24 protein-coding genes are annotated in these 26,865 nt (G+C 40.0%); 12 read left to right on the top strand and 12 right to left on the bottom strand.

Annotated elements, in window-relative coordinates:
* The first annotated feature begins 129 nt into the window (after positions 1-129).
* On the top strand, positions 130-1,524 hold the full coding sequence (locus F933_RS12975; RefSeq protein WP_005055685.1) for an APC family permease: 1,395 nt from the start codon (positions 130-132) through the stop codon (positions 1,522-1,524).
* A gap of 51 nt (positions 1,525-1,575) precedes the next feature.
* On the opposite strand, the gene F933_RS12970 is transcribed toward F933_RS12975, so the two are convergent.
* Positions 1,576-2,130 carry a flavodoxin family protein gene (locus tag F933_RS12970; RefSeq protein ID WP_005061810.1) on the bottom strand — a complete coding sequence of 185 codons (555 nt, stop codon included), beginning with the start codon at positions 2,128-2,130 and terminating at the stop codon, positions 1,576-1,578.
* Between the two features lie 116 nt (positions 2,131-2,246).
* On the opposite strand from F933_RS12970, the gene F933_RS12965 reads away from it, so the two are divergent.
* Positions 2,247-2,636, top strand: a complete 390-nt coding sequence (locus F933_RS12965) for a winged helix-turn-helix transcriptional regulator (RefSeq protein ID WP_005061809.1) — start codon at positions 2,247-2,249, stop codon at positions 2,634-2,636.
* Positions 2,637-2,672: 36 nt separating this feature from the next.
* Here the strand turns inward: F933_RS12965 and F933_RS12960 are convergent, their stop codons facing one another.
* The 5 genes from F933_RS12960 to lolA all read right to left on the bottom strand — a co-directional run bounded on the left by F933_RS12960 (position 2,673) and on the right by lolA (position 7,622).
* Positions 2,673-3,146, bottom strand: a complete 474-nt coding sequence (locus F933_RS12960) for a tRNA (cytidine(34)-2'-O)-methyltransferase (RefSeq protein ID WP_005061806.1) — start codon at positions 3,144-3,146, stop codon at positions 2,673-2,675.
* Between the two features lie 65 nt (positions 3,147-3,211).
* Complete coding sequence (gene cysG, locus F933_RS12955) at positions 3,212-4,585, bottom strand: siroheme synthase CysG (RefSeq protein WP_005061804.1); 1,374 nt, start codon at positions 4,583-4,585, stop codon at positions 3,212-3,214.
* 67 nt (positions 4,586-4,652) lie between these two features.
* Positions 4,653-5,924 (bottom strand): serine--tRNA ligase, encoded by a 1,272-nt coding sequence (gene serS, locus F933_RS12950; RefSeq protein ID WP_005061802.1) that lies wholly within the window; start codon positions 5,922-5,924, stop codon positions 4,653-4,655.
* Positions 5,925-6,040: 116 nt separating this feature from the next.
* Complete coding sequence (locus F933_RS12945) at positions 6,041-6,805, bottom strand: RsiV family protein (protein ID WP_005061800.1); 765 nt, start codon at positions 6,803-6,805, stop codon at positions 6,041-6,043.
* A 118-nt stretch (positions 6,806-6,923) separates the two neighbouring features.
* A complete protein-coding gene (gene lolA / locus F933_RS12940) occupies positions 6,924-7,622 on the bottom strand; it encodes an outer membrane lipoprotein periplasmic chaperone LolA (protein WP_005061799.1) in 699 nt (232 codons plus the stop codon).
* A 297-nt stretch (positions 7,623-7,919) separates the two neighbouring features.
* On the opposite strand from lolA, the gene F933_RS12935 reads away from it, so the two are divergent.
* On the top strand, positions 7,920-8,789 hold the full coding sequence (locus F933_RS12935; RefSeq protein ID WP_005061796.1) for a pirin family protein: 870 nt from the start codon (positions 7,920-7,922) through the stop codon (positions 8,787-8,789).
* A 68-nt stretch (positions 8,790-8,857) separates the two neighbouring features.
* Here F933_RS12935 and rpmA read toward each other — a convergent pair whose 3' ends face one another.
* The gene (gene rpmA / locus F933_RS12930) at positions 8,858-9,112 is read right to left on the bottom strand and encodes a 50S ribosomal protein L27 (RefSeq protein WP_004640422.1); all 255 of its coding nucleotides are present in this window, start codon (positions 9,110-9,112) and stop codon (positions 8,858-8,860) included.
* A gap of 17 nt (positions 9,113-9,129) precedes the next feature.
* Positions 9,130-9,441 carry a 50S ribosomal protein L21 gene (gene rplU, locus F933_RS12925; RefSeq protein ID WP_005055701.1) on the bottom strand — a complete coding sequence of 104 codons (312 nt, stop codon included), beginning with the start codon at positions 9,439-9,441 and terminating at the stop codon, positions 9,130-9,132.
* 447 nt (positions 9,442-9,888) lie between these two features.
* On the opposite strand from rplU, the gene sdsA reads away from it, so the two are divergent.
* From sdsA to F933_RS12885, 8 genes are all read left to right on the top strand, one after another.
* Entirely contained in the window at positions 9,889-10,866 is a 978-nt protein-coding gene (sdsA, locus tag F933_RS12920; RefSeq protein WP_005061794.1) for an All-trans-nonaprenyl-diphosphate synthase, read from the top strand.
* 14 nt (positions 10,867-10,880) lie between these two features.
* A complete protein-coding gene (locus tag F933_RS12915) occupies positions 10,881-12,932 on the top strand; it encodes a site-specific recombinase (RefSeq protein ID WP_005061792.1) in 2,052 nt (683 codons plus the stop codon).
* A 153-nt stretch (positions 12,933-13,085) separates the two neighbouring features.
* Positions 13,086-13,736, top strand: a complete 651-nt coding sequence (locus F933_RS12910) for a phosphatase PAP2 family protein (protein WP_005061790.1) — start codon at positions 13,086-13,088, stop codon at positions 13,734-13,736.
* On the top strand, positions 13,723-14,979 hold the full coding sequence (locus F933_RS12905; RefSeq protein WP_005061788.1) for an efflux RND transporter periplasmic adaptor subunit: 1,257 nt from the start codon (positions 13,723-13,725) through the stop codon (positions 14,977-14,979). The genes F933_RS12910 and F933_RS12905 overlap by 14 nt, the downstream gene beginning before the upstream one ends.
* 12 nt (positions 14,980-14,991) lie before the next feature.
* Positions 14,992-18,165, top strand: a complete 3,174-nt coding sequence (gene adeJ, locus F933_RS12900; protein WP_005055713.1) for a multidrug efflux RND transporter permease subunit AdeJ — start codon at positions 14,992-14,994, stop codon at positions 18,163-18,165.
* Positions 18,166-18,170: 5 nt separating this feature from the next.
* A complete protein-coding gene (gene adeK / locus F933_RS12895; RefSeq protein WP_005061786.1) occupies positions 18,171-19,628 on the top strand; it encodes a multidrug efflux RND transporter AdeIJK outer membrane channel subunit AdeK in 1,458 nt (485 codons plus the stop codon).
* 109 nt (positions 19,629-19,737) lie between these two features.
* Entirely contained in the window at positions 19,738-20,088 is a 351-nt protein-coding gene (locus F933_RS12890) for a YbjQ family protein (protein ID WP_034711019.1), read from the top strand.
* Positions 20,089-20,096: 8 nt separating this feature from the next.
* A complete protein-coding gene (locus F933_RS12885) occupies positions 20,097-20,537 on the top strand; it encodes a YbjQ family protein (protein WP_005061783.1) in 441 nt (146 codons plus the stop codon).
* Between the two features lie 42 nt (positions 20,538-20,579).
* Here F933_RS12885 and F933_RS12880 read toward each other — a convergent pair whose 3' ends face one another.
* The 4 genes from F933_RS12880 to F933_RS12865 all read right to left on the bottom strand — a co-directional run bounded on the left by F933_RS12880 (position 20,580) and on the right by F933_RS12865 (position 23,565).
* Positions 20,580-21,287 carry a Dph6-related ATP pyrophosphatase gene (locus F933_RS12880; RefSeq protein ID WP_034710872.1) on the bottom strand — a complete coding sequence of 236 codons (708 nt, stop codon included), beginning with the start codon at positions 21,285-21,287 and terminating at the stop codon, positions 20,580-20,582.
* The gene (locus tag F933_RS12875) at positions 21,284-22,090 is read right to left on the bottom strand and encodes an SDR family NAD(P)-dependent oxidoreductase (protein WP_005061781.1); all 807 of its coding nucleotides are present in this window, start codon (positions 22,088-22,090) and stop codon (positions 21,284-21,286) included. Before F933_RS12875 ends, F933_RS12880 begins: the two co-directional genes overlap by 4 nt.
* Before the next feature lie 13 nt (positions 22,091-22,103).
* Positions 22,104-22,766: a hypothetical protein gene (locus tag F933_RS12870; RefSeq protein ID WP_005061779.1), complete on the bottom strand. Its 663-nt coding sequence runs from the start codon at positions 22,764-22,766 to the stop codon at positions 22,104-22,106.
* 118 nt (positions 22,767-22,884) lie between these two features.
* The gene (locus tag F933_RS12865; RefSeq protein ID WP_005061777.1) at positions 22,885-23,565 is read right to left on the bottom strand and encodes a hypothetical protein; all 681 of its coding nucleotides are present in this window, start codon (positions 23,563-23,565) and stop codon (positions 22,885-22,887) included.
* 377 nt (positions 23,566-23,942) lie between these two features.
* On the opposite strand from F933_RS12865, the gene F933_RS12860 reads away from it, so the two are divergent.
* Positions 23,943-26,843, top strand: coding sequence for a valine--tRNA ligase (locus tag F933_RS12860; protein ID WP_034710870.1), 2,901 nt, complete (start codon positions 23,943-23,945; stop codon positions 26,841-26,843).
* Positions 26,844-26,865: the final 22 nt, after the last annotated feature.

Genomic DNA, 26,865 nt, shown 5'->3' with positions numbered 1-26,865 from the left:
AGTGCTGACAATTTATAGGGATTTGAGATAAATTGGCGCACTTCTTATTCCTGTAGGGGGGATCATTTCGTCTCAAATGATCCTTAAACCATAGCTGATCCTTGATCAACGATTACGAGGATAACGCCGTTGACAAATATCTCTGGGACTCCATCGGTAGCTAAGCTGCAAAAAACGCTAGGTCTCTGGCACATTATTATTATTGGCTTAGCCTATATTCAACCCATGACGTTGTTTGATACTTTTGGGTTAGTATCTGAAGAAAGTCATCATCATGTTCCGACTTCTTATATTGTTGCCTTAGTTGCAATTTTATTCACATCGATCAGTTATGGTCACATGATTCGCCGTTACCCATCATCAGGATCGGCTTACACCTATGCGCAAAAATCTATCCATCCAAACGTTGGTTTTATGGTGGGATGGTCTTCATGGCTAGATTATTTGCTTTCGCCAATGGTCAATATTATTTTGGCCGTCATTTATCTTGAAGCGTTGTTTCCAGATGTGAATCATTGGGTTTGGGTGATTGTCCTAACTGCATTTATGACAGGGATTAATCTACGTGGCGCACGTTTTGTTGCGAACTTTAACAGTCTGATTGTTTTAGTCCAACTGATTGTAATTGCTGTATTTACATATTTAGTTTATAGCAAATTACAAATGGGTTATAACGCCGAAGGTGTAATTACCGCAGAAACGCGTTATCAGCTTTGGAGCTTAGAACCTTTCTGGAATGAACTCACCTCAGTTGGTGCATTAGTTACAGGCGCAACCTTACTGTGTTTCTCATTTACAGGCTTTGATTCACTCAGCTCTCTTGCTGAAGAAACCAAAGACACTGAAAAGACTTTGCCGAAAGCAATATTCTTAACAGCTTTATTTGCTGGTGTGATTTTCATTATCAGCACTTACTTCATGCAAATCTATTTTCCTAATGATCCAAAAAGCTATTTCCAAGATGTCGCAGCGACTCAACCAGATATTCTATTATTGGTTGGTGGTTCATTGTTCCAATCTTACGTACTTGCTTTTGCGATTGTGACAGTCATGGCATCTGGGATTTCTGCGCATGCAGGTGTGTCTCGTTTGATGTATGTTATGGGCCGTGACGGGGTTATCAATAAGAAAATCTTTGGTCATATTAGTCCTAAAACCTTTACACCTTCATACAACATCCTGATTGTAGGATTGGTTGCATTGAGTGCAGGCTTTATGAGTCTGGATGTTGTGATTTCTATGATCAGCTTTGGTGCCCTGATTGCCTTCACCTTTGTGAACCTGTCGGTGATTTCACGTTATGCTCTACGTGACGGTCGCACCAAAACGTTCAAAGATATTCTAAGCTTTGTGATTATTCCTCTCTTAGGATTTATCAGCGTGTTTGCGATGTGGCTTGAAATTGAAGACACCGCATTAAAATATGGTTTATGGTGGGCAATGTTCGGTATTTTATACCTTGGTTATAAAACCAAAGGCTTTAAATACAATGCCCCTCAACATAATGAGTTTGATGACCGATAGAACTTCACAATTCAAAAAAGGCGCTCAATGCGCCTTTTTTATTTTTACAAATTATCCATGTAGTTTTTCAACAATAGATTGCACACGTTTCGCATAAAGTTTGGCTGTCTCCAAATCCCCTGTAGGAATCTCATCCGTACTCGCATCTGATGGCGACTGAACCAACAGACCAACAGAACCCCCTAAGTTATTTACATCTTCACGTTTCGCATCTTTGGTATTGGCTGGCAATAAACCTAAGCTAACCCAAATACCACCATGCTGAGATGCCAAGGTTTGTAATTGGATCAAAGTGACTTGCTTATCACCATTCAAGCTAGCACTGTTGGTAAAACCAGCAAAAACTTTATCTTGCCAACCACGAGTAAACCAAATTTTTGAGGAAGCATCCGCAAATTTCTTAAACTGCCAAGGTGTCGCTGCCATATAGGTTGGTGCCCCAAACACAATTCCTTGTGCAGTATTGAGTGTTTGCCAATCCTGTTCCGTAATTTCACCATTCTGATCAATTTCAATTAATGATGCGTCAATCGCACCCGCAAAAGTTTCAGCAACCACTTTGGTGTGGCCATAACCTGAGAAGTAAACAACTGCAATTTGTGTCATGAGAATATCCAAAATTTTTAAAAAGTTCGATTTAATGATATATTTTAGAAACTAGGTGTCAATTAGTTACCTAATGGTAACTGGGTAGTATCAGCCAAGAAAATGAGAGTATTTAAATGAATCAGGCATTAAAATATAATATTTATCAACAACATTGCCCTGCTCGTTTATTTTTTGAAAAAATTGCAGATAAATGGGTTTTACTGATTATTAATGTATTAGCTAGAGAAACTCAGCACTTCAATTTACTAAAAAAGAGCATTCAAGGTATTTCACCTAAAGTCCTTTCCCAAAAGCTAAAAATGCTGGAACGCGATGGTTTTATCGAAAGACAAGTCCAGAATACATCTCCGATACGTGTTGATTATTCATTAACATCTTTAGGATATGAAGTTGCCAAAATGGCGTTTCAATTAAAAGATTGGGCTGAAAGTAATATTGAAAAAGTAATATCAGCTCAGCATAAGTTTGACTCAGCCTCAAAACAAGAAAACGACTTAAAGTAGATCACTTTAAGCCGTTTTAGTTGTTCAATATTAAATTTAAACTAAAGCCTTAAAACCCTGCTGTCTCCATGCTTCATATACGATTACGGCTGTCGCATTGGAAAGATTCAAACTTCTTGAATTTTCAGCCATAGGTAGACGAATCCACTGATCTTGTGGGAACATCAAACGCACTTGCTCAGGTAGACCACGTGTTTCAGGGCCCATCAACAAGGCAACTGGACGGTTGAGGTCTACTGTATGCGGTGTTGCTGTACCTTTGGTAGTGAGTGGAAATACATGCTCAACACCTTTAGACTTTAGATCAGCAAGACACAATTCAATATTGTCCCATATCAACACTCTTGCCCATTCGTGATAGTCCAAACCAGCGCGTTTTAACTTTTTATCATCGAGTTCAAAACCTAAAGGTTTGACTAGGTGTAATTGTGCACCTGTATTAGCACATAAACGAATGATATTACCTGTATTCGCTGGAATCTCAGGTTCGTATAGGACAACATGAATCACAAATTTTCTCTACTTTTAATAATCCCTCCTAACCTCCCTTTTTTAAAGGAAGTGTAGGGAGAATGTTATTGCCATTTTAACTGCTCACGTAGACTCACCACTTCACCAATAATAGTTAAAGTCGGTGCTACGATATGATGTTCAGACACTTTGGTGGCTATATCAGCTAAGGTTCCAACAACAACTTTTTGTTCAGGTGTTGTACCTTTAGAGATCAATGCAACAGGCATGGTTGGACGTTGGCCGTGTGCAATTAATTGTTCACAAATACGCTCCAAGCCGACCAATCCCATATAAAGGACTAAAGTTTGGTTTTCATAGACTAGTTCATTCCAAGGTAACTCAGGTGAGCCTTCTTTTAAATGCCCTGTCAAGAAGCGTACACTTTGTGCATAATCACGATGGGTTAATGGAATCCCTGCATAAGCCGAACAACCTGAAGCAGCGGTAATACCGGGAACAACTTGAAAAGTCACATTGGCTTCCACCAACTCTTGAATTTCCTCTCCACCACGTCCAAAGATAAAAGGATCGCCGCCTTTTAAGCGACAAACACGTTTACCTTGCTGTGCATATTCAACCAATAAAGCATTGATACCATCTTGTGGAACCGAGTGATTAGAACGGGCTTTACCAACATAAATCTTTTCGGCATCACGACGACACAAATCTAAGATAGGCGCAGACACTAAGCGATCATAAATCACCACATCCGCTTGCTGCATCAGACGTAATGCTTTTAAGGTCAAAAGCTCAGGATCACCTGGACCCGCCCCGACCAAATACACTTCACCTTTCGGTGCTGTCCATTCAGTTAAAGCCTGCTCAATCAGATCATTCGCCACATCAATATTGTCATTGAAAACCTGTTCTTTCAGAGGACTGGCGTACAAATTTTCCCAGAAGATACGACGCTCATCAGGATTGACAATTTTGGCTTTCACTTGCTTACGCCATAGCCCCGAAAATTCAGCCAATTTACCCATGCCGTGCGGCACAATGGTTTCGATCTGAGTGCGTAGCTGTCTAGATAAAACAGGCGATGCGCCATTGGAAGCAACTGAAATCACCAAAGGTGAACGATCAATAATCGCTGGCACCATGAATCGACAATGTGGAATATCATCAACACTGTTGACCAACAGATTGCGCTGTTCACACTGTTCAAATACCGCTTTATTGACGGCAGGTTGATCTGTTGCAGCAATTACTAAACGATAAGCCGTTGTCAAAACAGTGTCAGAAAAAGAGGCTTGAATATATTGCCCTTTTGATTGCTCAATAAGTTGGCGTAATTCAGGGATGATATCTGGTGCAATCACATCAACAATTGCACCAGCTTTAACAAGCAAGTTCGCTTTACGGTAGGCAATATGCCCACCACCCACAATCAGACAACGTTGCTGCTGCAACTTTAAAGAGATTGGGAAAATTTCCACATCACGCCTCTATATTTTCGATCTGATTGAACTAAAGCAAAAACTATGCACAAAATCGATGCAATGTTTAATCGATGTAGCTAATACCGCCCATATATGGACGTAAAACTTCTGGGATCTCGATTGAACCATCAGCACGTTGATAGTTTTCCATCACCGCAAGCAAGGTACGACCCACCGCAAGACCTGAACCATTCAATGTATGCACCAATTCGATCTTCTTCTGGTCTACACGATAACGTGCTTTCATACGACGCGCTTGGAAATCACCCATATTTGAGCAGCTTGAAATTTCACGATAAGTGTTTTGGCTCGGCACCCAAACTTCTAAGTCGTAAGTTTTGACTGCACCGAAGCCCATATCACCACCACATAGCAAAATCTTACGATATGGCAAACCAAGCGCCTGTAAAATGCCCTCTGCATGTGCAGTTAATTCTTCAAGTGCCTGCATAGAGTGCTCAGGTTTGACAATTTGCACCATTTCGACCTTATCGAATTGATGTTGACGAATCAAACCACGAGTATCACGCCCATAAGAACCTGCCTCACTACGGAAACATGGTGTATGTGCAGAATATTTCAACGGCAAACGATCAGCATCAATAATTTCGTCACGCACAAAGTTCGTAATCGGCACTTCGGCTGTTGGAATCAAGTAATACTCTTTTTCACCTTGTAGCTTGAATAAGTCTTCTTCAAACTTAGGTAATTGACCAGTACCACGTAAAGTATCTGCATTGACTAAGTAAGGAACATAAGCCTCGGTATAACCATTTTTAAGCGTATGTGTATCAAGCATAAATTGGGTTAAAGCACGTTGCAAACGAGCTAAAGGCCCTTTCAACACACTGAAACGCGAACCTGTTAATTTTGTTGCCGTTTCAAACTCAAGACCGCCCATCCATTCGCCAAGATCAGTATGATCTTTAATTTCGAAATCAAATTTGCGCGGTGTGCCCCACGTTAAAATTTCTAGATTATCACTTTCATCTTTACCTTCTGGAACAGACTCATCAGGTAAGTTTGGAATAGCTAAAGACTTTTGTTCAAGCTCCGTTTGCAACTCAGCCAAAGCCACTTCTGCTGCCTTGATCTCATCACCAATGGCAGACATACGTGCCATAATTTCGGAAGCATCTCCACCCGACTTTTTGATTTGACCCACTTGTTTAGCACCAGCATTACGCTCTGCTTGTAAATTTTCAGCTTTGGATTGTAAATCTTTACGGCGAACTTCTAAATCAGCCCACTCTTGCACATTTAGCTGAATACCACGTTTTGCTAAAGCAGCATTTACCGCTTCAATATTATTTCTGAGTAATTTTGGGTCGATCATAATCAATCATGAATAGAGAAAAAACTGGCTATAGTGTAAGGCTTTAACCTAAAAAAATACAGTGATTGGCAATAAAGTCTCAGCACCTACAGCTAAGATGTAGGCGCTGAGTTAAACTAATTAGGATCTTTAGGTAAGCTCGGTAAATATTCTGCTTTCACAAACTGCTTGGCCGCATAGTACGGTAGTGTCAATTCGCTCATCCCTTCCGCATAAGACGCTAACTCATAAAGTGGGTAAACAAATACAATCCCATTGACACCATAATAATAATTGTCGCTTACCTGTAGATCATCTTTTTTAATGCTGTGATCTTCTAACCAGTTCTGATTAGAGGCATAAAGTTCATCACGTAGTTTGGTATTCATATCAGGTTTAAGCAACTCACTGACCGTAATGTGTTTTTTATTGCTTAAGTCAAAATTCACAAATTCTTGATGTGACATGCCATGTGCAGCGCCAGCAGAATAGGAATAACTCTGAATCGCAAAAGTCGCTAAGTTATAATTTTGCCCAACAAAACGAACATAAGTACTGCTTTCACTCAGTGAGGGTTCATCTGCTGGTACTTTTACTTTTTGATCTGCGATATTGGAAAACGCATTCGGCTCTGCCTTTTTCATACGATTCACGAAATATTCATCAATCCATTTCTGATTGGTTTCAACTGTTTGCAAATCATAACTAGTACAGCCATCCTCCAAACAGACTTTTTGTTTTGGAATTTTAACTGTCACCACTTTTGCATGAATCAATGGAATATCCACTTTTTCAGTTGTCGCAGCAGTATCTTGTTTTGGTTGACAACCCGCCAATACAACAACTGTCAGAATTGGGATCAGTGGAATAATTTTTAATAGTTGTGAAGTATTCATCGTCATGCAAGTCTCTGATGTTTTTCTTCACTATACAAAGCCTTGTCCTGAGATGAAATTAAGAAATGTATCCAACTTTCACAGAAAAGCCGCAACATGTGCGGCTTTTTGAATAGGTAAAGAATTACTGATCAATAATATCAGTGCCTTTCGGCGGCGTGAAATTAAATACCGATGCTGGAATTGGTTGATTCACTTTAATATTACTGAAACGTACATAAGTCGTCTGACCTAATGAGTCCGCTAAGACCATTAAATTAGGGGCCTTGTTCGCTCCAAAACTAATCGTTAAGCTTTGAAATGCACCATCTTCCTGTTTTGGATACAAGGTGTAATACAGCTTGGTACGGTCAGGTTGGGTCACACGATAAGACTGCATAATCTGATTGGTATTGCCTGATAATAATAATGCAGGCGTATTGGCAATTTGATCATCCAAGCTTTGACGTACTGCTTGTTGTAAATCAGGATCATAAATCCATACCACTTTACCTGTGGTAACAATCGTTTGTTTTGCAGGACTCGTGGTTTCCCAATAAAACTTTCCAGGTCGTTCAACTTTCATTGAACCTTTAAAAGTCTGATTCATATGTTGAGCAGTTAAACCTTTTTTCTGAACTGCCTTGTTACTTGCAGCTACTTTTGTGCTTTGTTCAAAATCTGCTGTGAATCTTTGTAAGCCTGATAATTGTTGGACCAAACTATTCGTCGCCTGCTGAGTCGATGCAGCCACGGGTGCAGCAAATACCTGACTACTCACAACAGGAGCAAGTGTAGCCACACTTAAAGTTGTTGCATAAGCGATTTTTTTTACGAAATTCATAAAATGAACCTTCTATCAGATTTCTACTGTCATGACGACATCTTACTGTTTTTGATCATTTAAAAAATGAAGAAAATCATCGGTTTTGTGTAATTCGTGTCGCAAAGTTCTGCATTATGTATGAAGTTACAGCCTTTATGTAGAGATTGTAATAATAAAAGCGCTTAGCGATAAAGATCAAAGAAGAATACAATTTTAATGATTATATCTAAAATGAGAAACTGTTTATCAACAACATGCTAGACGAAAAATTAGATTTTGTTAGTCTAGTACAAGCTCTATTTAGAAGTATAACGAATGAAAAGCCTTGCCTTTATTCACCGCAATGATACTCGATTTGCAATTGGTGACTTCTATCCTGCACTTTCTGTATTTTCTTATCAGGAACTTGGTAATACCACGTCTCCTTTTCTACTCTTGGATCATCTCGGACCAGGTCGTTTAGCACCGAAAAGCAATAAGAAAGGGGTAGATCAACATCCACATCGTGGTTTTGAAACAGTCACTTTCGTTTTTTCAGGTGAATTAGAACATCAAGATTCTATTGGCAACGGCGGTGTCATTCAAGAAGGTGATGTGCAATGGATGACCGCTGCTTCTGGCATTCAGCATACAGAACATTTTAGCCCTGCTTTTCGCGAGGGTGGTGGTTACTTTGAAATGGTGCAATTGTGGGTCAATCTGCCCGCAAAAGATAAAATGTCTGCACCACACTATCAAAGTTTATCGAATAGCAATATTCCAAAAGTCTTACTCGAAAATAATGCAGGTTATGTTCGTATTGTGGCAGGTGAGTTTCAGACGATTGAAGGTATTGCTCAGACTTTTAGCCCGATGAATGTACTTGACGTTCATTTGTCTAAAGGAAGCCAACTGATTCTGCCAGCTCAACACGGAGATAGTACTCTGATTTATTTGCGCCGTGGCAAGCTTCAATTTTCTGCTGATGAAGATATTCTGGAAGAACAGGCTATGGCGGTTATGTCTAGTTTTGGCAACGATGTTGCAATTACAGCTTTAGAAAATTGCGATTTATTATTTTTATCTGCAAAACCACTGCATGAGCCGATTAACGGACATGGATTTTTTGTCATGAACAACTATGAAGAAATTTTACAGGCATACGAAGACTTAAAAACGGAAAATTTTGGAAAACCATCAAACTAAAACACAATTCAAAATTTAGACATATAAAAAAAACCCGCTTAACGCGGGTTTTCTCGAACTATTAAAACTTAAGCTTCAACAGTTACATAGCGACGGCCAAATTGACCTTTCACTTCAAATTTTACTACGCCGTCAGCAGTAGCAAATAAAGTATGGTCACGACCCATACCAACATTTGCACCAGCGTGGAATTCTGTACCACGTTGACGAACGATGATGTTACCAGCAGTTACAGTTTGACCACCGTAAACTTTAACACCTAACATCTTAGGATTCGAATCACGACCGTTCTTCGTCGATCCACCGGCTTTTTTAGTTGCCATGTCTATTTACTCCTGAGTTAGCCTGCGATACCAGTAATTTTCAACTCGGTAAACCATTGACGGTGACCTTGTTGCTTACGGTAGTGTTTACGACGACGCATTTTGATGATGCGGATTTTGTCGTGACGACCATGGCCAACTACTTCTGCAGTTACTTTTGCGCCAGCTACTACTGGAGCACCGATTTGAATGCTTTCGCCATTAACAACCATTAATACGTCATCAAACGTAATAGTCGCGCCAGTTTCAGCTTTCAATAATTCTACTTTAAGGGTTTCACCCTCAACAACACGGTGCTGTTTACCACCGCTTTGGATTACTGCGTACATAATGTACTCCAACATGCCCGTGTCGTCGTGTCGATAAAGGGATATACCGAACTTAAGACGATCGCCACTGGGGTTATACAAGGGGACAAATTTTAAGTGAAAATTGATCAAACAACAAGTGATTTTGCACAAATGAACATATCTAAGCTCAGCATTTATATTTTTTAGTAAAATCAATTAGATTTAATCTAGCTGGTTTTGATTGATTCTTTCAGTGATTTACAATACATTTTTAAAAACAAATTGCGACAAGAACAAACTGTGTTTTTATAAAGTCATCATTAAAGTAATGAAGTTTAGTAGAAAATTGCTTTTTTCTGTCTAAATTAAGATCAAAAAACTCATCATTATGTTTTAAATGACCTAATACGCAGCTGTATAACTGTTTAGCAACATATTAATTGATACACTTAGCGCATTGCCCACCTGTAAGAGGTTTTTCTTCATATGGTTATCGATTTTAAGCAAGACATTCTCTCCCCTGTTGCGACAGATTTTGCTGCGATGGATCATCTGATCAATGAAGGAATTAGCTCTAAAGTCGGCTTAGTAATGTCAGTGAGTAAACATGTTGTTGAAGCTGGCGGAAAGCGTATGCGTCCAATCATGTGTTTGCTTGCAGCTCGAGCGTGTGGCGTGGAAAATATGCTACAAGCCCAACATTTGGCTGCGATCATAGAAATGCTGCATACTGCAACTTTAGTACATGATGATGTTGTCGATGAATCAAACTTGAGACGTGGTCGCCCTACAGCGAATGCAACATGGAATAATCAAACTGCGGTACTGGTTGGTGACTTTCTGATTGCGCGTTCATTTGATTTATTGGTCGACTTAAATAGTATTAGTCTGTTAAAAGTGTTTTCCACTGGAACATGTGAAATTGCTGAGGGTGAAGTTTTACAACTTCAAGCACAGCATCAACCGGATACCACCGAAGAAACCTATCTTCGGATTATTCATGGTAAAACGTCTCGCCTGTTTGAACTTGCAACTGAAGGTGCAGCAATTTTAGCGGGTACAGAAGAATACCGAGAGCCTCTGCGTCGTTATGCAGGACATTTTGGAAATGCCTTTCAAATTATTGACGATATTTTAGATTACACTTCTGATGCTGAAACGTTAGGTAAAAATATTGGTGATGATTTAATGGAAGGTAAACCTACTTTGCCGTTAATTTCAGCGTTGGCTCATTCTATTGGTGAGGATCATGCGATTATTCGTCGTAGTATTGCCACTGGTGGTGTTGAACATTTGGATAGAGTCATTGAAATTGTGCACAATTCGGGTGGTTTAGACTATTGTCAAAAACGTGCTCAACAGGAAACGGATGCCGCTTTAGAGGCTTTAAAAGCTCTGCCAGATAATGAATATCGTCAAGCACTAATGAATCTGACTTTAATGGCGTTACATCGACTACAATAACTTTCTGAGTGCCCATGCATTTAAATTTATCTGATTTATTTTTAAAAATGCAGGAACAGCTTGATCAGACTCAAACTGTTCTTGATGAAAATCTAATTATTGAGTTGGTCAATCGTTTACGACCTAAAAATCCGAATGATGCTGAGGAAGTCAAACAGCGTATTCATACATTTATTCGTACGCTATTACTTACCCCCACCTCTGCCATTTTATTGCAAAACTTTTTACTCAAACTCATTAGCCAATATAAACAGCTCAGTTTGTATGCAGACAGTGGAATCTTATCTTTAGATGGTTTTTGGAATCAGCTAAGCCAACGTTTAGGCGCTCATTTCCTTCCTTTGGTTGAAGATGGACAACAGCTCCGTACATTAGTCGGAAAAATTTTTCACCAAGAAAATGATTATGAATGGCTTGATCTTATTGAAAAACAAGATTGGATTTCATTATTTAGTTTAATTAGTGAAAGTCAAAGTAATACAATCGAAAAGCAAATTTCTAAAAATGAGCTCATCAAAGCGATCACTGTTTTATCTTATCGCATCAGTGGAATTGGCTTATATCCAGAATTTATTAATGCACAACCAGAGATCACCGAATACGAATCTCCGTTCTTGGTACAAAACCGAGAAATTGTCGAATTTATTGAAAAATATAAAAAACAAATAGATGACCAAGATGCCGTGGTTGTCATGCCGCCACCTGATGCTTCACAAGCTTTTGTAATGCTTGATCAATGCCGAGAAGCGGTATTGAAAATTCGTAGAGCAACGCGAAGAATTGGGGTGAGCATTAGCTTAACTTATCTATTGTCACTGCTTGAACAAGCGATTGATCGTATTGAACTTCTGTTGAGTTTACTCGCAAGTAAAGATGAAGTGAGATATGTTGCATTGGGTGAACTACTGATTGATGTGACCAAAGCACATTATGACGAAAAGAGTGTTCGTCATTTACTGAGTTCAACCAGTGAGTTAATTGCGCTGCAAGTGACTGAAAATGCCAGTAAAACGGGTGAACATTATGTAAGTACCGATAAAGCTGGCTTTTTTGGTATGTACAAAGCTGCGGCTGGTGCGGGCGCTATTATTGCCACCATGGCAACGCTGAAAATATTAACGGCTCGATTAGTTTTAGCGCCTTTCGGACATGCATTTCTATATAGCATGAACTATGCATTGGGTTTTATGCTCATTCATATCCTCCACTTTACTGTCGCAACAAAACAGCCAGCAATGACAGCGGCAGCACTTGCATCTACGGTACAACAACAAAAAGGCAGTAAAACAGCTCAAATTGCTGAACTGGCTGCTTTGATTATTAATATCATTCGTACTCAATTTATTGCAATCTTAGGAAATATTTCAATTGCGATACCAACAGCCGCGCTCATCACCTTTTTGTGGCAATATAATTTAGGTGAGCCGCTACTGAATCATAATAAATCGGCTGCAGTTTTGCATAGTTTAAACCCATTTACCTCATTAGCTGTGCCGCACGCTGCTATTGCGGGAGTATGCTTATTTTTATCAGGCTTACTTGCAGGATATTTTGATAACTTAGCCATTTATCGCAAAGTTGGACCTCGACTGAAACAACATCATCGCTTAAAACGTTTAATGGGACAGCAACGCTTAGATAAGTTTGCGACTTATATTGAAACGAATTTAGGCGCTTTGGCGGGTAATTTTCTATTTGGTATTATGCTCGGCAGCATGGGAACCATCGGATTTATTTTAGGTTTACCTTTAGATATTCGCCATATTGCATTCGCTTCTGCAAACTTCATTCAGGGTTTGATGACGATTGGCAGCCCGGATCTTGCATTAATCATTGTGTCATTTTTAGGGGTTATGCTGATTGGCCTAACCAACTTATTCGTCAGTTTCACGTTGACAATTATTGTCGCGCTTCGTGCTCGTCGGGTTCGCTTTGCTCAATGGAAACCTTTGGCTAAATTGGTGATGACCCACTTCCTTACTCGCCCAAGTGACTTCTTTTGGCCACCTAAACAGCCAATTGAAGTTGAAGAGCAAAGTACAACAGGTTCAAAAGTGAGACACTAATCAAATTTTGTTATGTTTTTTTACTACATCTTATAAAAAGATGAAAATGAAATTATCATAAAATTTCAAGACTTGACCAAAAGTGTACTCGCAAGTACACTTTATACCATTCGACAACCCTAAACAATGGTTAAGCATTTAATTGAGGTTCGCATGCCGTACCTACTGCTTTGTATTGGTTGCTTTTTTTTTGGAATAGGTGTGTTCGGGTTATTTTCCCCGAATACATTAGCTTTTGATCGTTTTAGTGTTCAAGCTTTTTTTGAACACCGTTCATTCATGCCTAACCATGTGACAGTTCTACTTGCTCGACTAGGTGGAATGCCATTTTTATTATTTTTAACTACATTTTTGTGTATTTATCAAACGTGGATTAAAAACTATAAGAATGTGATTTTTATTGCTTTGAGTATAAGTGGAAGTATTGCGATTGGTTGGCTTCTGAAATGGGGCGTTGATCGACCAAGACCTTTGGAATTTTATCACTTGGTTCATAGTTATGGTGCATCCTTCCCAAGTGCCCATAGCCTTTATGCTGCAACCCTTGCGAGTTTAGCGATATTGTTGTCTCAACAACATAAATATCGCATCAGCATCATTTTAGTATCTACTTTATGGTTTTTATTCATGGGGATATCTAGAGTTTACGCAGGGGTACACTTTCCAACTGATGTTTTCGCAGGTTGGGGAATTGGGTTGATTTTGACTTCCTTGCTTTGGTTTTGGCTGTATCAAAGCAATTTCAGCAATAATTTGTTTTTAGATAAAAAATCTAAACTGAGGTGGAATAATGATGTCGGCTAAGCTTTGGGCACCTGCCCTGACTGCTTGCGCATTAGCAACAAGCATTGCGCTTGTTGGTTGTAGCAAAGACCCTAAAAATGCTGAGCAAGCTGCTGCTGCTCAAAAAATGCCACCTCCTGAAGTCGGTGTCATCGTCGCTCAACCGCAAAGTGTTGAACAGAATGTCGAACTTTCTGGTCGAACTTCTGCTTATCAAATTTCAGAAGTTCGCCCTCAAACGGGCGGTGTTATTTTAAAGCGTTTATTTGCTGAAGGCAGTTATGTTGAAGCAGGTCAAGCACTTTATCAAATTGATGCGAATACCAATCGTGCAACAGCAGATAATGCACGTGCAGCACTATTACGTCAGCAAGCAAACTTAAACGCACTTCGTGTTAAAGAAGGTCGTTATCGTCAACTTGTGAGTACCAATGCTGTTTCTAAACAAGAGTATGATGATATCAATGCTCAAGTTCAATTGGCTGAAGCTGATGTAGCAGCATCTCAAGCAGCTTTAAAGAATGCTGAGATTAATTTAGGTTATTCAACTGTACGTGCTCCTATTTCTGGTCAGTCTAGTCGCTCATCAGTGACTTCTGGCGCATTAGTGACTGCGAATCAAGCTGATCCTTTAGTGACTATTCAACAACTTGATCCGATTTATGTAGATATTAATCAATCAAGTGCTGAGATGTTACGTCTGCGTCAACAGTTGAGCAAAGGTAACTTAAACAATAGTAATAACACGCGTGTCAAAATTACACTCGAAGATGGTTCAGACTATCCAATCGAAGGTCAATTGGCGTTCGCGGGTGCAAGTGTTAACCCTGAAACAGGTACTGTGACTTTACGTGCAGTTTTCCCAAATCCAAATCACTTATTACTGCCAGGTATGTATGCGACAGCAAAAATATCTCAAGCAGTTTTACCAAACGCTTACCTGATTCCTCAAGCTGCGATCACTCGCTTACCAACAGGACAAGCAATTGCTCTGATTGTAAATGCTAAAGGTACGGTTGAAACTCGTCCTATCACGACCGCTGGTGTTCAAGGTCAAGATTGGATCGTGACTGAGGGTTTAAAAGCAGGTGACAAAGTGGTTGTGGATGGTGTTGCTAAGGTAAAAGAGGGGCAAGAAGTCACTACCAAACCTTATCAACCTCAAGCTAAACAACAACAGGGTCAAAATGCTGTACCTAAAGCAAATGAACAAAAGCAGCCTGACTCATCAAAAGCTGAACAAAAAGCTACTTCACAAGTGTAAGGGGTAGATTGCATGGCTCAATTTTTTATCCATCGCCCAATTTTTGCATGGGTGATTGCACTGGTCATTATGTTGGCGGGTATTCTTACGCTAACAAAAATGCCTGTTGCACAATACCCGACAATTGCTCCCCCCACGGTGACAATTTCTGCAACTTATCCTGGTGCTTCGGCACAGACTGTTGAAAATACGGTAACCCAAATCATTGAACAACAAATGAATGGTTTGGATGGTTTACGTTACATTTCGTCAAACAGTGCTGGTAATGGTCAGGCATCTATTAATTTGAACTTTGAACAAGGTATTGATCCTGATATCGCTCAAGTTCAAGTTCAAAATAAATTACAATCTGCGACAGCACTTTTACCAGAAGACGTACAACGTCAAGGGGTAAGAGTAACCAAATCAGGCGCGAGCTTTATGCAAGTTGTTGCATTTTATTCGCCTGATGGGTCGCTTTCTGCATCTGATATTAAAGACTATGTAAACTCAAACATTTCTGAACCGCTGAGTCGTGTTGCAGGTGTGGGTGAAGTCACTGTCTTTGGTGGCTCATATGCAATGCGTATTTGGCTTGATCCTGCTAAACTCAGCAGTTTCAATTTAACACCTTCAGATGTTGCAGCAGCGATTCGTGCTCAAAATGCGCAGGTTGCTGTAGGTCAGCTCGGTGGTGCTCCAGCAACGACAGGGCAAGTGCTGAATGCAACGGTGAATGCTCAAAGCATGTTGCAAACCCCAGAGCAATTTAAAAATATTTTCTTAAAGAACTCAGCAGATGGTGCACAAGTTCGTTTAAGTGATGTTGCTCGTGTTGAATTAGGCTCAGACAACTATCAGTTTGATTCTAAGTTTAACGGTAATCCTGCGGGTGGTGTGGCAATCAAGCTGGCGACTGGTGCAAATGCGCTAGATACAGCTGCCGCAGTTGAAAAGCGCTTGTCTGAATTACGTGTGAACTATCCAAACGGTTTGAAAGATAAGCTTGCTTACGATACGACGCCATTTGTGAAGCTTTCGATTGAAAGTGTAGTACATACGCTGATTGAAGCAGTTGTCCTCGTGTTCATCGTAATGTTCTTATTCTTGCAGAATTGGCGCGCGACAATTATTCCGACACTTGCTGTTCCTGTAGTGGTATTGGGTACATTTGCCGTGATTAACATCTTCGGCTTCTCAATCAATACGCTCACGATGTTTGCGATGGTTCTTGCCATTGGTCTTCTAGTCGATGATGCGATCGTTGTGGTTGAAAACGTCGAACGTGTCATGCAAGAAGAGCATCTTGAACCTGTACCAGCTACTGAAAAGTCGATGGGTCAGATCTCAGGTGCGTTAATCGGTATTACCAGCGTATTGACTGCGGTATTCGTACCGATGGCATTCTTTGGTGGTACAACGGGTGTAATTTACCGTCAGTTCTCGATCACCTTAGTAACCGCAATGATTTTATCATTAATTGTTGCATTGACCTTTACCCCTGCCCTTTGTGCAACCTTGCTAAAACAGCACGATCCGAACAAAGAACAAAGCAACGGCATCTTTGCACGTTTCTTCCGTGGTTTTAATAATGGCTTTGAAAAGCTGTCAGAGAAATATCAAGGTGGTGTCAATCGTATGACCCATCATAAATTTTTCTCTGGGGTGATTTATATCGTCGTTATTGCTGCGTTAGTTGGTTTATACAAAATGCTGCCTTCTTCTTTCTTACCAGAAGAAGATCAAGGCGTGGTTATGACACTGGTTCAATTACCACCTAGCGCAAGTCTTGAACGTACTGATAAAGTCATCACCACCATGACGGACTACTTCTTAAATAAAGAAAAAGAACACGTAGAGTCGATCTTTACCGTATCTGGTTTCTCATTTACAGGGGTTGGTCAAAATGCGGGGCTTGCCTTTATTAAACTGAAAGACTGGAGCGAACGTACAACACCTGAATCGCAAATTGGTGCCATTATTCAACGTGGTATGGCATTAAACATGATTGTAAAAGATGCATCTTACATCATGCCTTTACAATTGCCTGCTATGCCTGAATTAGGTGTTTCATCTGGTTTTGACATTCAGTTGAAAGATGTAAGTGGTCAAGGTCATGACAAGCTAATTGCTGCACGTAACGCAATTTTGGGTATGGCATCACAAGACAAACGTCTTGCAGGTGTACGTCCAAATGGTCAAGAAGACACACCACAATACAAAATCACAGTTGATCAAGCGCAAGCTGGTGCAATGGGTGTAAGTATTGCTGATATTAATAGCACCATGAGCATGGCTTGGGGTGGTTCTTATATCAATGACTTCGTTGATCGTGGTCGTGTGAAGAAAGTTTATGTTCAAGGTGAAGCAGATACCCGCATGATGCCTGAAGACTTAAACAAATGGTATGTACGTAACAGCAAAGGTGAAATGGTTCCATTCTCAGCATTTGCTAAAGGTGAATGGACCTATGGTTCACCACGTCTTGAGCGTTACAACGGCGTATCATCTGTAAATATTCAAGGTACTCCTGCTCCTGGTGTGAGTTCGGGTGATGCCATGTTAGCAATGGAAGAAATCATTGGTAAGTTACCATCTATGGGCTTACAAGGTTTCGACTATGAATGGACAGGTTTATCTTTAGAAGAACGTGATTCTGGTAACCAAACGGTTCCATTATTAATTCTTTCATTATTAATCGTATTCCTATGTCTTTCTGCGCTTTATGAAAGCTGGGCAATTCCAATTTCGGTATTGCTGGTTGTACCTTTAGGTATCGTTGGTGCATTCACAATGACATGGTTAGGCATGGTGATTAAAGGTGATCCAAACTTATCCTTTAACATCTATTTCCAAGTCGCAATCGTAGCTGTAATTGGTCTTTCTGCAAAAAATGCGATTTTAATTGTAGAGTTTGCTAAAGAATTGCAAGAAAAAGGCGAAGAACTATTTGAAGCAACGTTACATGCTGCAAAAATGCGTCTACGTCCGATTATCATGACCACACTTGCCTTCGGTTTTGGTGTATTACCACTCGCATTAGCAAGTGGCGCAGGTGCTGGTAGTCAACATTCTGTTGGTTATGGTGTACTCGGTGGCGTAATTTCTTCCACGCTTTTAGGTATCTTCTTTATCCCTGTATTCTTCGTATGGATTCGTAGTATCTTTAAGTACAAACCTAAAACTTTAAATACTCAGGAGCATTGATCGTGATGCAAACTGTATGGTCTATTTCTAGTCGTGGCTTGGCAATCTCTGCACTTGCGTTTTCTTTGGCAGCTTGCCAAAGCATGCGCGGGCCAGAGCCTGTTGTGAGCACTGGCACTCCTGAAAGCTATGCCTCTTATAGCAATGCTTCTGGTACATCTATCGCAGAACAAGGTTACAAAGACTTCTTCGCTGACCAACGTCTGTTACAAGTGATTGATTTGGCTCTTGCCAATAACCGTGATTTGCGTACTGCAGCTTTGAACATTCAAAAAGCGCAACAACAGTACCGAATTTCAGAAAATAATCAATTACCTACAATTGGTGCAAGCGGTAGCGCAATACGTCAAGTTAGCTCTTCTCTTGACACGAACCCATCATCAACCTACAGAGTGGGTTTGGGTCTAACCTCTTATGAGTTAGACTTTTGGGGACGTGTGCGTAGTTTAAAAGATGCTGCATTAGATAATTACTTGGGTACACAAAGCTCACGTGATGCAACGCAAATTAGTTTAATCAGTGAAGTAACTCAAGCTTGGCTGAACTATTCATTTGCTAATGCACAACTCAAGCTTGCGGATCAAACGCTTAAAGCACAACAAGATTCGTATAATCTGAATAAAAAGCGTTTTGATGTCGGCATTGACAGCGAGATTCCATTGCGTCAAGCACAAATTTCTGTTGAAACAGCTCGTAATGATGTAGCGAACTACAAAACACAAATTGCCCAAGCGCAAAACTTGTTGAATTTATTAGTGGGGCAACAAGTTCCACAAAATCTATTACCACAACAACAAGTGCCTCGAATCACCCAAAAAATGGTCTTCTCAGCAGGCTTACCGAGTGATTTGTTAAATAATCGTCCAGATGTAAAAGTTGCGGAATATCAACTTAGTGCTGCTGGTGCAAATATTGGTACGGCTAAAGCACAATTATTTCCAACCATTAGCCTTACAGGCACAGCGGGATATGCATCTACTGATTTAAGTGATTTATTTAAATCAGGTAATGGAATTTGGTCTATCGGCCCAAGTATCGATATGCCAATTTTTGACTGGGGCACTCGTAAAGCCAATGTCAAAATCTCAGAAACCGATCAGAAAATTGCATTGTCTAACTATGAAAAGTCTATACAGTCTGCTTTCCGTGAAGTGAATGATGCATTAGCAACGCGTGCAAATATTGGTGACCGTTTAACAGCTCAAACTCGTTTAGTTGAAGCGACCAATACTACTTATAAACTTTCAAATGCTCGCTTCCGTGCTGGTATTGATAGCTATTTAACCGTATTAGATGCACAACGTTCTGCATACTCTGCTGAGCAAGGTTTATTGTTATTACAACAAGCTAACTTAAACAATCAAGTTGAACTTTATAAGACGCTCGGTGGTGGCTTAAAAGCAAACAGTAGCGAAACGGTAATACAACAACCGTCAAGTGCTGAAGTCCGTGCTGCTCAATAATTGAAATAATTGATAGATAAAAAAGCTCACTTCGGTGGGCTTTTTTATTGCAAGTATTGCGAATATTTCTTATCTTCAAGAAGATAATTTCAATGATTTAGAAAAAACTATGTTACTAAGCAGTTTAGAGTCTGTACCCGGTCACACAATCTCACGTCAACTTGATGTGGTTTATGGCAGCACTGTCCGTAGTAAACACGTTGGGCGTGATCTTATGGCGGGTTTAAAAAATATCGTCGGTGGTGAATTGACAGGTTATACAGAACTCCTAGAAGAATCTCGCCAAGAAGCAACCCAACGCATGATCGACAAGGCACGTGGTTTAGGTGCGAATGCAATTGTAGGTATTCGCTTTTCGACATCGAATATTGCTCAAGGTGCATCTGAGCTTTTTGTATACGGCACAGCGGTAGTTGTTCAACCTGTTACACCTAAACTACCTGATCCATTTAACTCTTAGGAAATACAATGGATGGATTAATTTTTCAAATTGTCATTTTTCTTATTCTATTTTCAGTCGGTTGGGGTTTTGGTCGTCATATCGAACAAAAACACTTACGCGAACTTGATGAAAAAGAAAAACAATATGCTCATATTCGTATCGATACCAATCGCTTTGTCGAAACCAATTCAAATGGACAAATGATCAGTAGTAATGTGGTGATCTCACATGATTATTTTAAATATGTACTGGCAACCATTCGAAATTTCTTTGGTGGTCGTCTAGTGAGCTACGAAAGCATTGTGGAACGGGCACGTCGTGAAGCCATGCTTCGACTCAAGCAAGAAGCAGATCGAATAGGCGCAAACCATATTATGGGCGTTCGACTCAGCACCACAGAACTGGGTATGCAAGGTGGAATGGTTGAAGTATTTGCTTATGGTACGGCGATCTTTCATCAATCTTAAAGATTTATGTCCTGTTGAATATATTGCATCAGGACAACCCCGCTACTCAGCAAAAATCGCTTGCCAATAGTGATAAGTTTTCTCTTCACCATTATCTAATTTAAAATCATAAGACATTTTTCGAGTCTCAATAATTTCAAACTGTACTGGATTTTTAAATAAAGCACCCGCATAAGCAAAGGTATGGTACTCACCATTTTCACCACAGACATCGACTTCACTTGGCATTCTCTCAAGCAAAGCAGCATTAATATCTTGTCCGATAAAAGACTCGTCTAATTTACTTGCATCGGTCACAATAATTTTGGTTTTAATTCCCGAATCCAAAAAGTTCTGCATCACTTCATTCGAGTTCAGGTTCCATATCGGCTCAACCACTTCTATACCCAAAGGATGTAAACGGTCTTCTCGATATTTGCGTACATCACTCAGGTAAATATCACCAAAGATAAAATGCTCGACACCTAGCGCTTTAAAATGATGAGCAGCATCTGACATGCGTTGCTCATATGCAGGAAGATTTTTGGGTAAAAATACAGGATAAAGTGGAATCCCAATACTTTCAGCTTGTTTCATTAACAAGGAAAATGGAATCGCATGCATAGATGACAATTCCGTTTCTTCATTCACCGTGGTTAATAACGCGACCACCTCAAACTCATGTTGCTGTAAGACCTTATACAGGGCTAATGCTGAATCTTTGCCACCGCTCCAATTAAAAACGGCTTTCTTAGGATTGTTCACACTTATTTCACTTTCATTTTGCGAATCATTTTATACAACAAACTTGGAGATAAACGAGAGACCAAGACACCTAATTGTTCTTTTTTCCCACCAACAACAATATATTCATCCCCTGCCATCAATGATTGAACCACGCGTTCTGCGAATTGATCAGCATCCAAACCATTTTCAATGGCTTCATCTTGATGCCCTTGTGGTTTACCTTCACCATTTAAAGCATTAAATGAAACATTGGTTTTGACAAAACCAGGGAATACGACGGAAACATTGACACCATCTTTTGAAACTTCAGCACGCAAACTATTTGCCCACATGTGAATGGCTGCTTTAGCGGCAGAATAACTGGCACGATATTGTGTCCCTAATAACCCTGCGACACTGGATACAAACACAACTCGACCTGATTTTTGCTTCAACAATGTCGGCAATACGGTTTTGGTGAAAAAGACCTGTGAAAAGTAATCGACTTCCATAATCGCTCGTTCGGTCTGCATGGTCGTATCTTGAATCAGCGCACGTTGACTCAAACCCGCATTATTCATCAACCAATCAATACGACCCTTGCAAGCCAAGACCTGTTCATAGGCATGCCGAACTTGGGCTTCATCGGTAATATCCGCAGCAATCGACAGGTGCTGCTCAGGTTTGAGTAAACCGAAACGGACAGCTTCCAATTCGTCATAACGACGTGAAGTCAAAACCACTTGCGCACCTTGCAGAGCACATTCTCGTGCCAAAGCTTTGCCTAAACCAGAAGAAGCCCCTGTAATCCAGACGACTTTATTTTCAAGACTTTTGAGCTTCGTCATATCAATTTCCTCGCTAAGCTTGTTGGCGCATAAAATTCAAGAAATAATCAACGTAGGTTGCAGCTACTTTCTGATCAAGTTGAGTCCCTAGTTTTTCTAAACGCTTATAACCAAGATGGGTGGTCATATTAATCACACCATTTAAGGTTTTATCGACTACAAAATTGAATTTTAAACACTTTTTAGGTTCTCGAATCAGATGAGTTACACCAATATCAATTACTTCAGTCAAAAGTTTTAACGCATTCTGAATTTCACTACTATCGCCCTCTGCCAATTTTTGACTCGAAGTTTTGACTTTCTGAGCGAGGTGTTGCTCAATCGGGTAAGTCATATAAACCGTTTCATCTTCGATTTGAAAAGTTTTAGATAAATATTCAACTAAAGGCACAAGACGATCATTACAAAAAAATGAAACCGACCAAGGCATGTATTTACGAATCGCTTCCAAAATTTGATTGATGACTTTTTCAGATTCACCTGTTTGAGAATAATGCTGATTTTCTTGTAATAAAACCATAAAGACTTGTTCAATGACTTCACAAGACATTTCAGACAATACACTTCCTAATGCATTGGCTTGGCTTTCTTTACTGCCCTGTAGTAGTTGTGAGCGAATATGTGCAAATCTTGCGTAAGTATCTGGCTGAATATTTAAAAAAACGGCGGTGTTCATTCTAATAACCCTATTTTTAAGATTCCAAAAAAATAAGGGCTTGTATGTAAGCCCTTATATATCCATGAATCTATTTTTCTATCATTTTTGGCTGTGTACACGCCGAATTTATCACAATCTATTCCGTATCAACATGCATAAATGCCAAAAAGTGATTAACGCAATCTGAAGCGGCATTTGGGTCAACTTGGTTTCCCATTTTTTCCAAACGCTTATAGCTAAGCTGTGCGGTCATATTAATTACACCATTGAGGGTTTTATCCACTACTCTATTGAAATTAAGACATTTTTTTGGTTCACGGATGAGATTGGTCACGCCTAAATCAATAATTTGAATTAAAGTCTGAAACACTTCAACCATGTCACTGATTTCATTATTCTTTAATTGCGATACAAGTGCATGTGCTTGCTGAACTAAATTTCGATCGATCGGATAAGATACATAGACTTGCTCATCATGGTATTTGATCATATCGGAAAAATAATTCGCAAAAGGACATAAACGGTCATTGCCAAATAAAGCAATCGACCAAGGCATATATTTGCGAACTGCACCGATAATTTGTTGAATCACTTTTTCAGAATCATGTGTATATTTTTGAGCCAATTGATTGGGTTGGCGATTTTGAATCAGTAAAACTGAAAAAACTTGCTCAACAATTTCACAGGCTATTTCTGAAAGCACCTCTCCTAAAATCCTTGATTGGCTTTCGTGTGCTCCAGCATTGAGTTGTTGGCGAATCGACTCAAATTGTCCATGTGTCACTTCATTAATTTTTAATAGAATTGAATAACTCATCAGAACCATCCTTTTTTAATTTTTTCGCATTTTTATATTGTTGTTTTATGCATTCACATTTTTATTATGTGATCCAATACACACAAATCTAACGTTTTTGTTAAAAAAAACCAACGCATTTCGTCGGCTTTATCGAAGAATCAAAAACTTAATCTTCTGAATAGATGGAATAGAGCTTTTATTATTCCAAATAAAAGCTGAAACAGCCTCAATAATGTCGATATAGATGTAAACAATCTGACTAAATCGTACAGCTCAAACATTATTTTTTTAATGTTGATAAAACAGCGATATGAGTTGCCGAAATGCGCCTACAGAAGCGAGGATTTTTTGCTACAATAGATACAATTTTTTATTCTATTTTGATCTTCTGTACTATGACTGACGCTCAATCTGCTCAAAATATCGCAACAACTTACGATCCAACTGAGATCGAAAAGAAGTGGTATCAAATCTGGGAACAACAAGGTTATTTCAAACCATCAGGTCAAGGTGAATCATTCTGTATCATGATTCCGCCGCCGAACGTCACGGGTAGCTTGCACATGGGTCATGGCTTTAACAATGCCATCATGGATGCATTAACGCGTTACAACCGTATGTCTGGTAAAAACACCTTATGGCAACCAGGTACAGACCATGCGGGTATTGCAACGCAAATGGTGGTTGAACGTCAATTAGGCGCTCAAGGCGTAAGCCGTCATGATTTAGGTCGTGAAAAATTTATTGAAAAAGTTTGGGAATGGAAAGAACAATCTGGCGGTACGATTACACGTCAAATTCGTCGTTTAGGTTCATCAGTGGACTGGTCGCGCGAACGCTTCACCATGGATGAAGGTTTATCCAATGCAGTAAAAGAAGTTTTTGTTAAACTGCATGAAGATGGCTTGATCTACCGTGGCAAACGCCTAGTGAACTGGGATCCGAAGCTACAAACAGCCCTTTCTGACCTTGAAGTTGAGTCTGATAAAGAAGAAGCAGGTTCATTGTGGCACTTCAAATATTTCTTTGAAGATAAAAACCTACGTACCCATGATGGTAAAGACCACATCGTTGTGGCAACTACACGTCCTGAAACTTTGTTAGGTGATACCGCAGTTGCTGTGGCACTGGATGATGAACGCTACACGCACCTCGTTGGTCAAAATATTATCCTGCCAATTACAGGTCGTGCTGTTCCTATCGTTAAAGATGAATATGTAGATAAAGAATTCGGTACAGGCTGTGTGAAAATCACCCCTGCACATGACTTTAACGACTATGAAGTCGGTAAACGTTGTGAACTCCCAATCATCAATATCTTCAACAAAAATGCAGAAGTATTGGCTGAGTTTGAATATATCGCCAAAGCAGGCGAGCAAATTTCTAAAACCCTCCCTGCACCTGCGGACTATATTGGTTTAGAGCGTTTTGCTGCACGTAAGAAATTAGTTGAACAAGCTGAAGCTGAAGGCTGGTTAGATCAAATTCAACCTTACACACTTAAACCACCTCGCGGTGACCGTTCAGGTGTGATCGTTGAACCATTATTGACAGACCAATGGTATGTAAAAATTGCACCGCTTGCTGAGCCTGCTATTAAAGCGGTGAAAGATGGTGACATTAAATTTGTACCTGAACAGTACAGCAACATGTACATGGCGTGGATGAACAACATCCAAGACTGGTGTATCTCTCGTCAACTTTGGTGGGGTCACCGTATCCCAGCTTGGTACGATGCTGAAGGCAACATCTATGTCGGTCGTGACGAAGCTGAAGTTCGTGCCAAAAACAATATCCCTGCTGATGTTGTGTTAAACCAAGACGAAGATGTACTCGATACTTGGTTCTCTTCTGCACTGTGGACATTCTCAACTTTGGGTTGGACTGGCGATGCCAAGAAAGATGCGGAAAACTATTTCCTCAATACATTCCACCCTACTGATGTATTAGTCACTGGTTTTGACATCATCTTCTTCTGGGTTGCTCGTATGATTATGTTTACGATGCACTTCATGAAGAATGAAGATGGTACGCCACAAGTACCGTTTAAAACGGTCTATGTTCATGGCTTAGTCCGTGATGGCGAAGGTCAGAAAATGTCGAAGTCTAAGGGCAACGTGCTTGACCCATTGGATTTAATTGACGGTGTTGACCTTGAAGAGCTTGTACAAAAACGTACTACGGGCTTAATGAATCCAAAACAAGCGGCGAAGATTGAAAAATCAACGCGTAAAGAATTCCCAGAAGGGATTCAAGCTTATGGCACTGATGCAGTTCGTTTCACGTTCTGTGCGCTTGCCAATACAGGTCGTGACATCAAATTCGACATGAAGCGTGTTGAAGGTTATCGTAACTTTGCTAACAAAATCTGGAACGCAACCCGTTTCGTGATGATGAACTGCGAAGAGCAAGTGATTGGTACTGAAATTCGTCAAGACCTTTGGGAGTTGCCTGAACAGTGGATCGTAAGCCGTCTGCAAAAAGCTGAAGCTGCGGTACAACAAGCCTTTGCTACTTACCGTTTAGATTTAGCCGCGCAAGCGATTTACGAATTCATTTGGAATGAATATTGTGACTGGTATGTTGAACTGACTAAACCAGTTCTGAATGATGAAAATGTATCAGTTGAACGTAAAGCAGAAGTGCGTCGTGTACTCCTTGCAGTAATGGAAGCGTCTTTACGTCTTGCACATCCGTTGATGCCGTATTTAACTGAAGAAATTTGGCAAACGCTTGCACCGAAACTTGGTATCTCAGGCGAAAGTATTATGCTTGCGCAATATCCTGTTGCGAATCCTGAGCGTGTAAACGAACAAGCCGAAGCTGATATGTTGTGGTTACAAGGCTTGATTGGTGCAGTACGTAACATCCGTGGTGAAATGGGCTTAGGTAATGCACGTTTATTGCCAGTATTGCTTCAAAACACCACTGAAGCTGAAAAAGCACAGATCACACGTATTGAAGCTTTATTTAAAGCTTTGGCAAAAGTAGAAAGTATTACGTTCTTGGCTGATGCTGAGCAACCACCATTGTCATCGTCATCTGTCGTTGGTCATGTATCTGTATTTGTTCCCATGAAAGGCTTGATTGATCCGAAAGCGGAACTTGGTCGTTTGCAGAAGGACTTGGACAAAGTACAAAAGCAGCATGACCAAATTGCGACTAAACTTGGTAATGAAGGTTTTGTGGCGAAAGCACCAGCGGCTGTGGTTGAAGGTGAAAAAGCGAAATTGGCTGAGTTTGCTGATCAGTTAGTGAAAATTAAAGCGAATATGGAGCAGATTGCTGCGCTTTAATACTTCGATTTAGACATAAAAA

The sequence above is a fragment of the Acinetobacter beijerinckii CIP 110307 genome, assembly GCF_000369005.1.
Classification (GTDB): domain Bacteria; phylum Pseudomonadota; class Gammaproteobacteria; order Pseudomonadales; family Moraxellaceae; genus Acinetobacter; species Acinetobacter beijerinckii.
This window is presented reverse-complemented; position numbering and strand designations above follow the sequence as displayed.

What these genes read in the sequence shown, in the direction of transcription:
- F933_RS12970 (WP_005061810.1), bottom strand. Translation starts at nt 2,130, where the DNA reads ATGACACAAATTGCAGTTGTTTACTTCTCAGGTTATGGCCACACCAAA.
- F933_RS12965 (WP_005061809.1), top strand. Translation starts at nt 2,247, where the DNA reads ATGAATCAGGCATTAAAATATAATATTTATCAACAACATTGCCCTGCT.
- serS (WP_005061802.1), bottom strand. Translation starts at nt 5,924, where the DNA reads ATGATCGACCCAAAATTACTCAGAAATAATATTGAAGCGGTAAATGCT.
- F933_RS12945 (WP_005061800.1), bottom strand. Translation starts at nt 6,805, where the DNA reads ATGACGATGAATACTTCACAACTATTAAAAATTATTCCACTGATCCCA.
- lolA (WP_005061799.1), bottom strand. Translation starts at nt 7,622, where the DNA reads ATGAATTTCGTAAAAAAAATCGCTTATGCAACAACTTTAAGTGTGGCT.
- F933_RS12935 (WP_005061796.1), top strand. Translation starts at nt 7,920, where the DNA reads ATGAAAAGCCTTGCCTTTATTCACCGCAATGATACTCGATTTGCAATT.
- rpmA (WP_004640422.1), bottom strand. Translation starts at nt 9,112, where the DNA reads ATGGCAACTAAAAAAGCCGGTGGATCGACGAAGAACGGTCGTGATTCG.
- rplU (WP_005055701.1), bottom strand. Translation starts at nt 9,441, where the DNA reads ATGTACGCAGTAATCCAAAGCGGTGGTAAACAGCACCGTGTTGTTGAG.
- sdsA (WP_005061794.1), top strand. Translation starts at nt 9,889, where the DNA reads ATGGTTATCGATTTTAAGCAAGACATTCTCTCCCCTGTTGCGACAGAT.
- F933_RS12915 (WP_005061792.1), top strand. Translation starts at nt 10,881, where the DNA reads ATGCATTTAAATTTATCTGATTTATTTTTAAAAATGCAGGAACAGCTT.
- F933_RS12910 (WP_005061790.1), top strand. Translation starts at nt 13,086, where the DNA reads ATGCCGTACCTACTGCTTTGTATTGGTTGCTTTTTTTTTGGAATAGGT.
- F933_RS12905 (WP_005061788.1), top strand. Translation starts at nt 13,723, where the DNA reads ATGATGTCGGCTAAGCTTTGGGCACCTGCCCTGACTGCTTGCGCATTA.
- adeJ (WP_005055713.1), top strand. Translation starts at nt 14,992, where the DNA reads ATGGCTCAATTTTTTATCCATCGCCCAATTTTTGCATGGGTGATTGCA.
- adeK (WP_005061786.1), top strand. Translation starts at nt 18,171, where the DNA reads ATGCAAACTGTATGGTCTATTTCTAGTCGTGGCTTGGCAATCTCTGCA.
- F933_RS12890 (WP_034711019.1), top strand. Translation starts at nt 19,738, where the DNA reads ATGTTACTAAGCAGTTTAGAGTCTGTACCCGGTCACACAATCTCACGT.
- F933_RS12885 (WP_005061783.1), top strand. Translation starts at nt 20,097, where the DNA reads ATGGATGGATTAATTTTTCAAATTGTCATTTTTCTTATTCTATTTTCA.
- F933_RS12875 (WP_005061781.1), bottom strand. Translation starts at nt 22,090, where the DNA reads ATGACGAAGCTCAAAAGTCTTGAAAATAAAGTCGTCTGGATTACAGGG.
- F933_RS12870 (WP_005061779.1), bottom strand. Translation starts at nt 22,766, where the DNA reads ATGAACACCGCCGTTTTTTTAAATATTCAGCCAGATACTTACGCAAGA.
- F933_RS12865 (WP_005061777.1), bottom strand. Translation starts at nt 23,565, where the DNA reads ATGAGTTATTCAATTCTATTAAAAATTAATGAAGTGACACATGGACAA.
- F933_RS12860 (WP_034710870.1), top strand. Translation starts at nt 23,943, where the DNA reads ATGACTGACGCTCAATCTGCTCAAAATATCGCAACAACTTACGATCCA.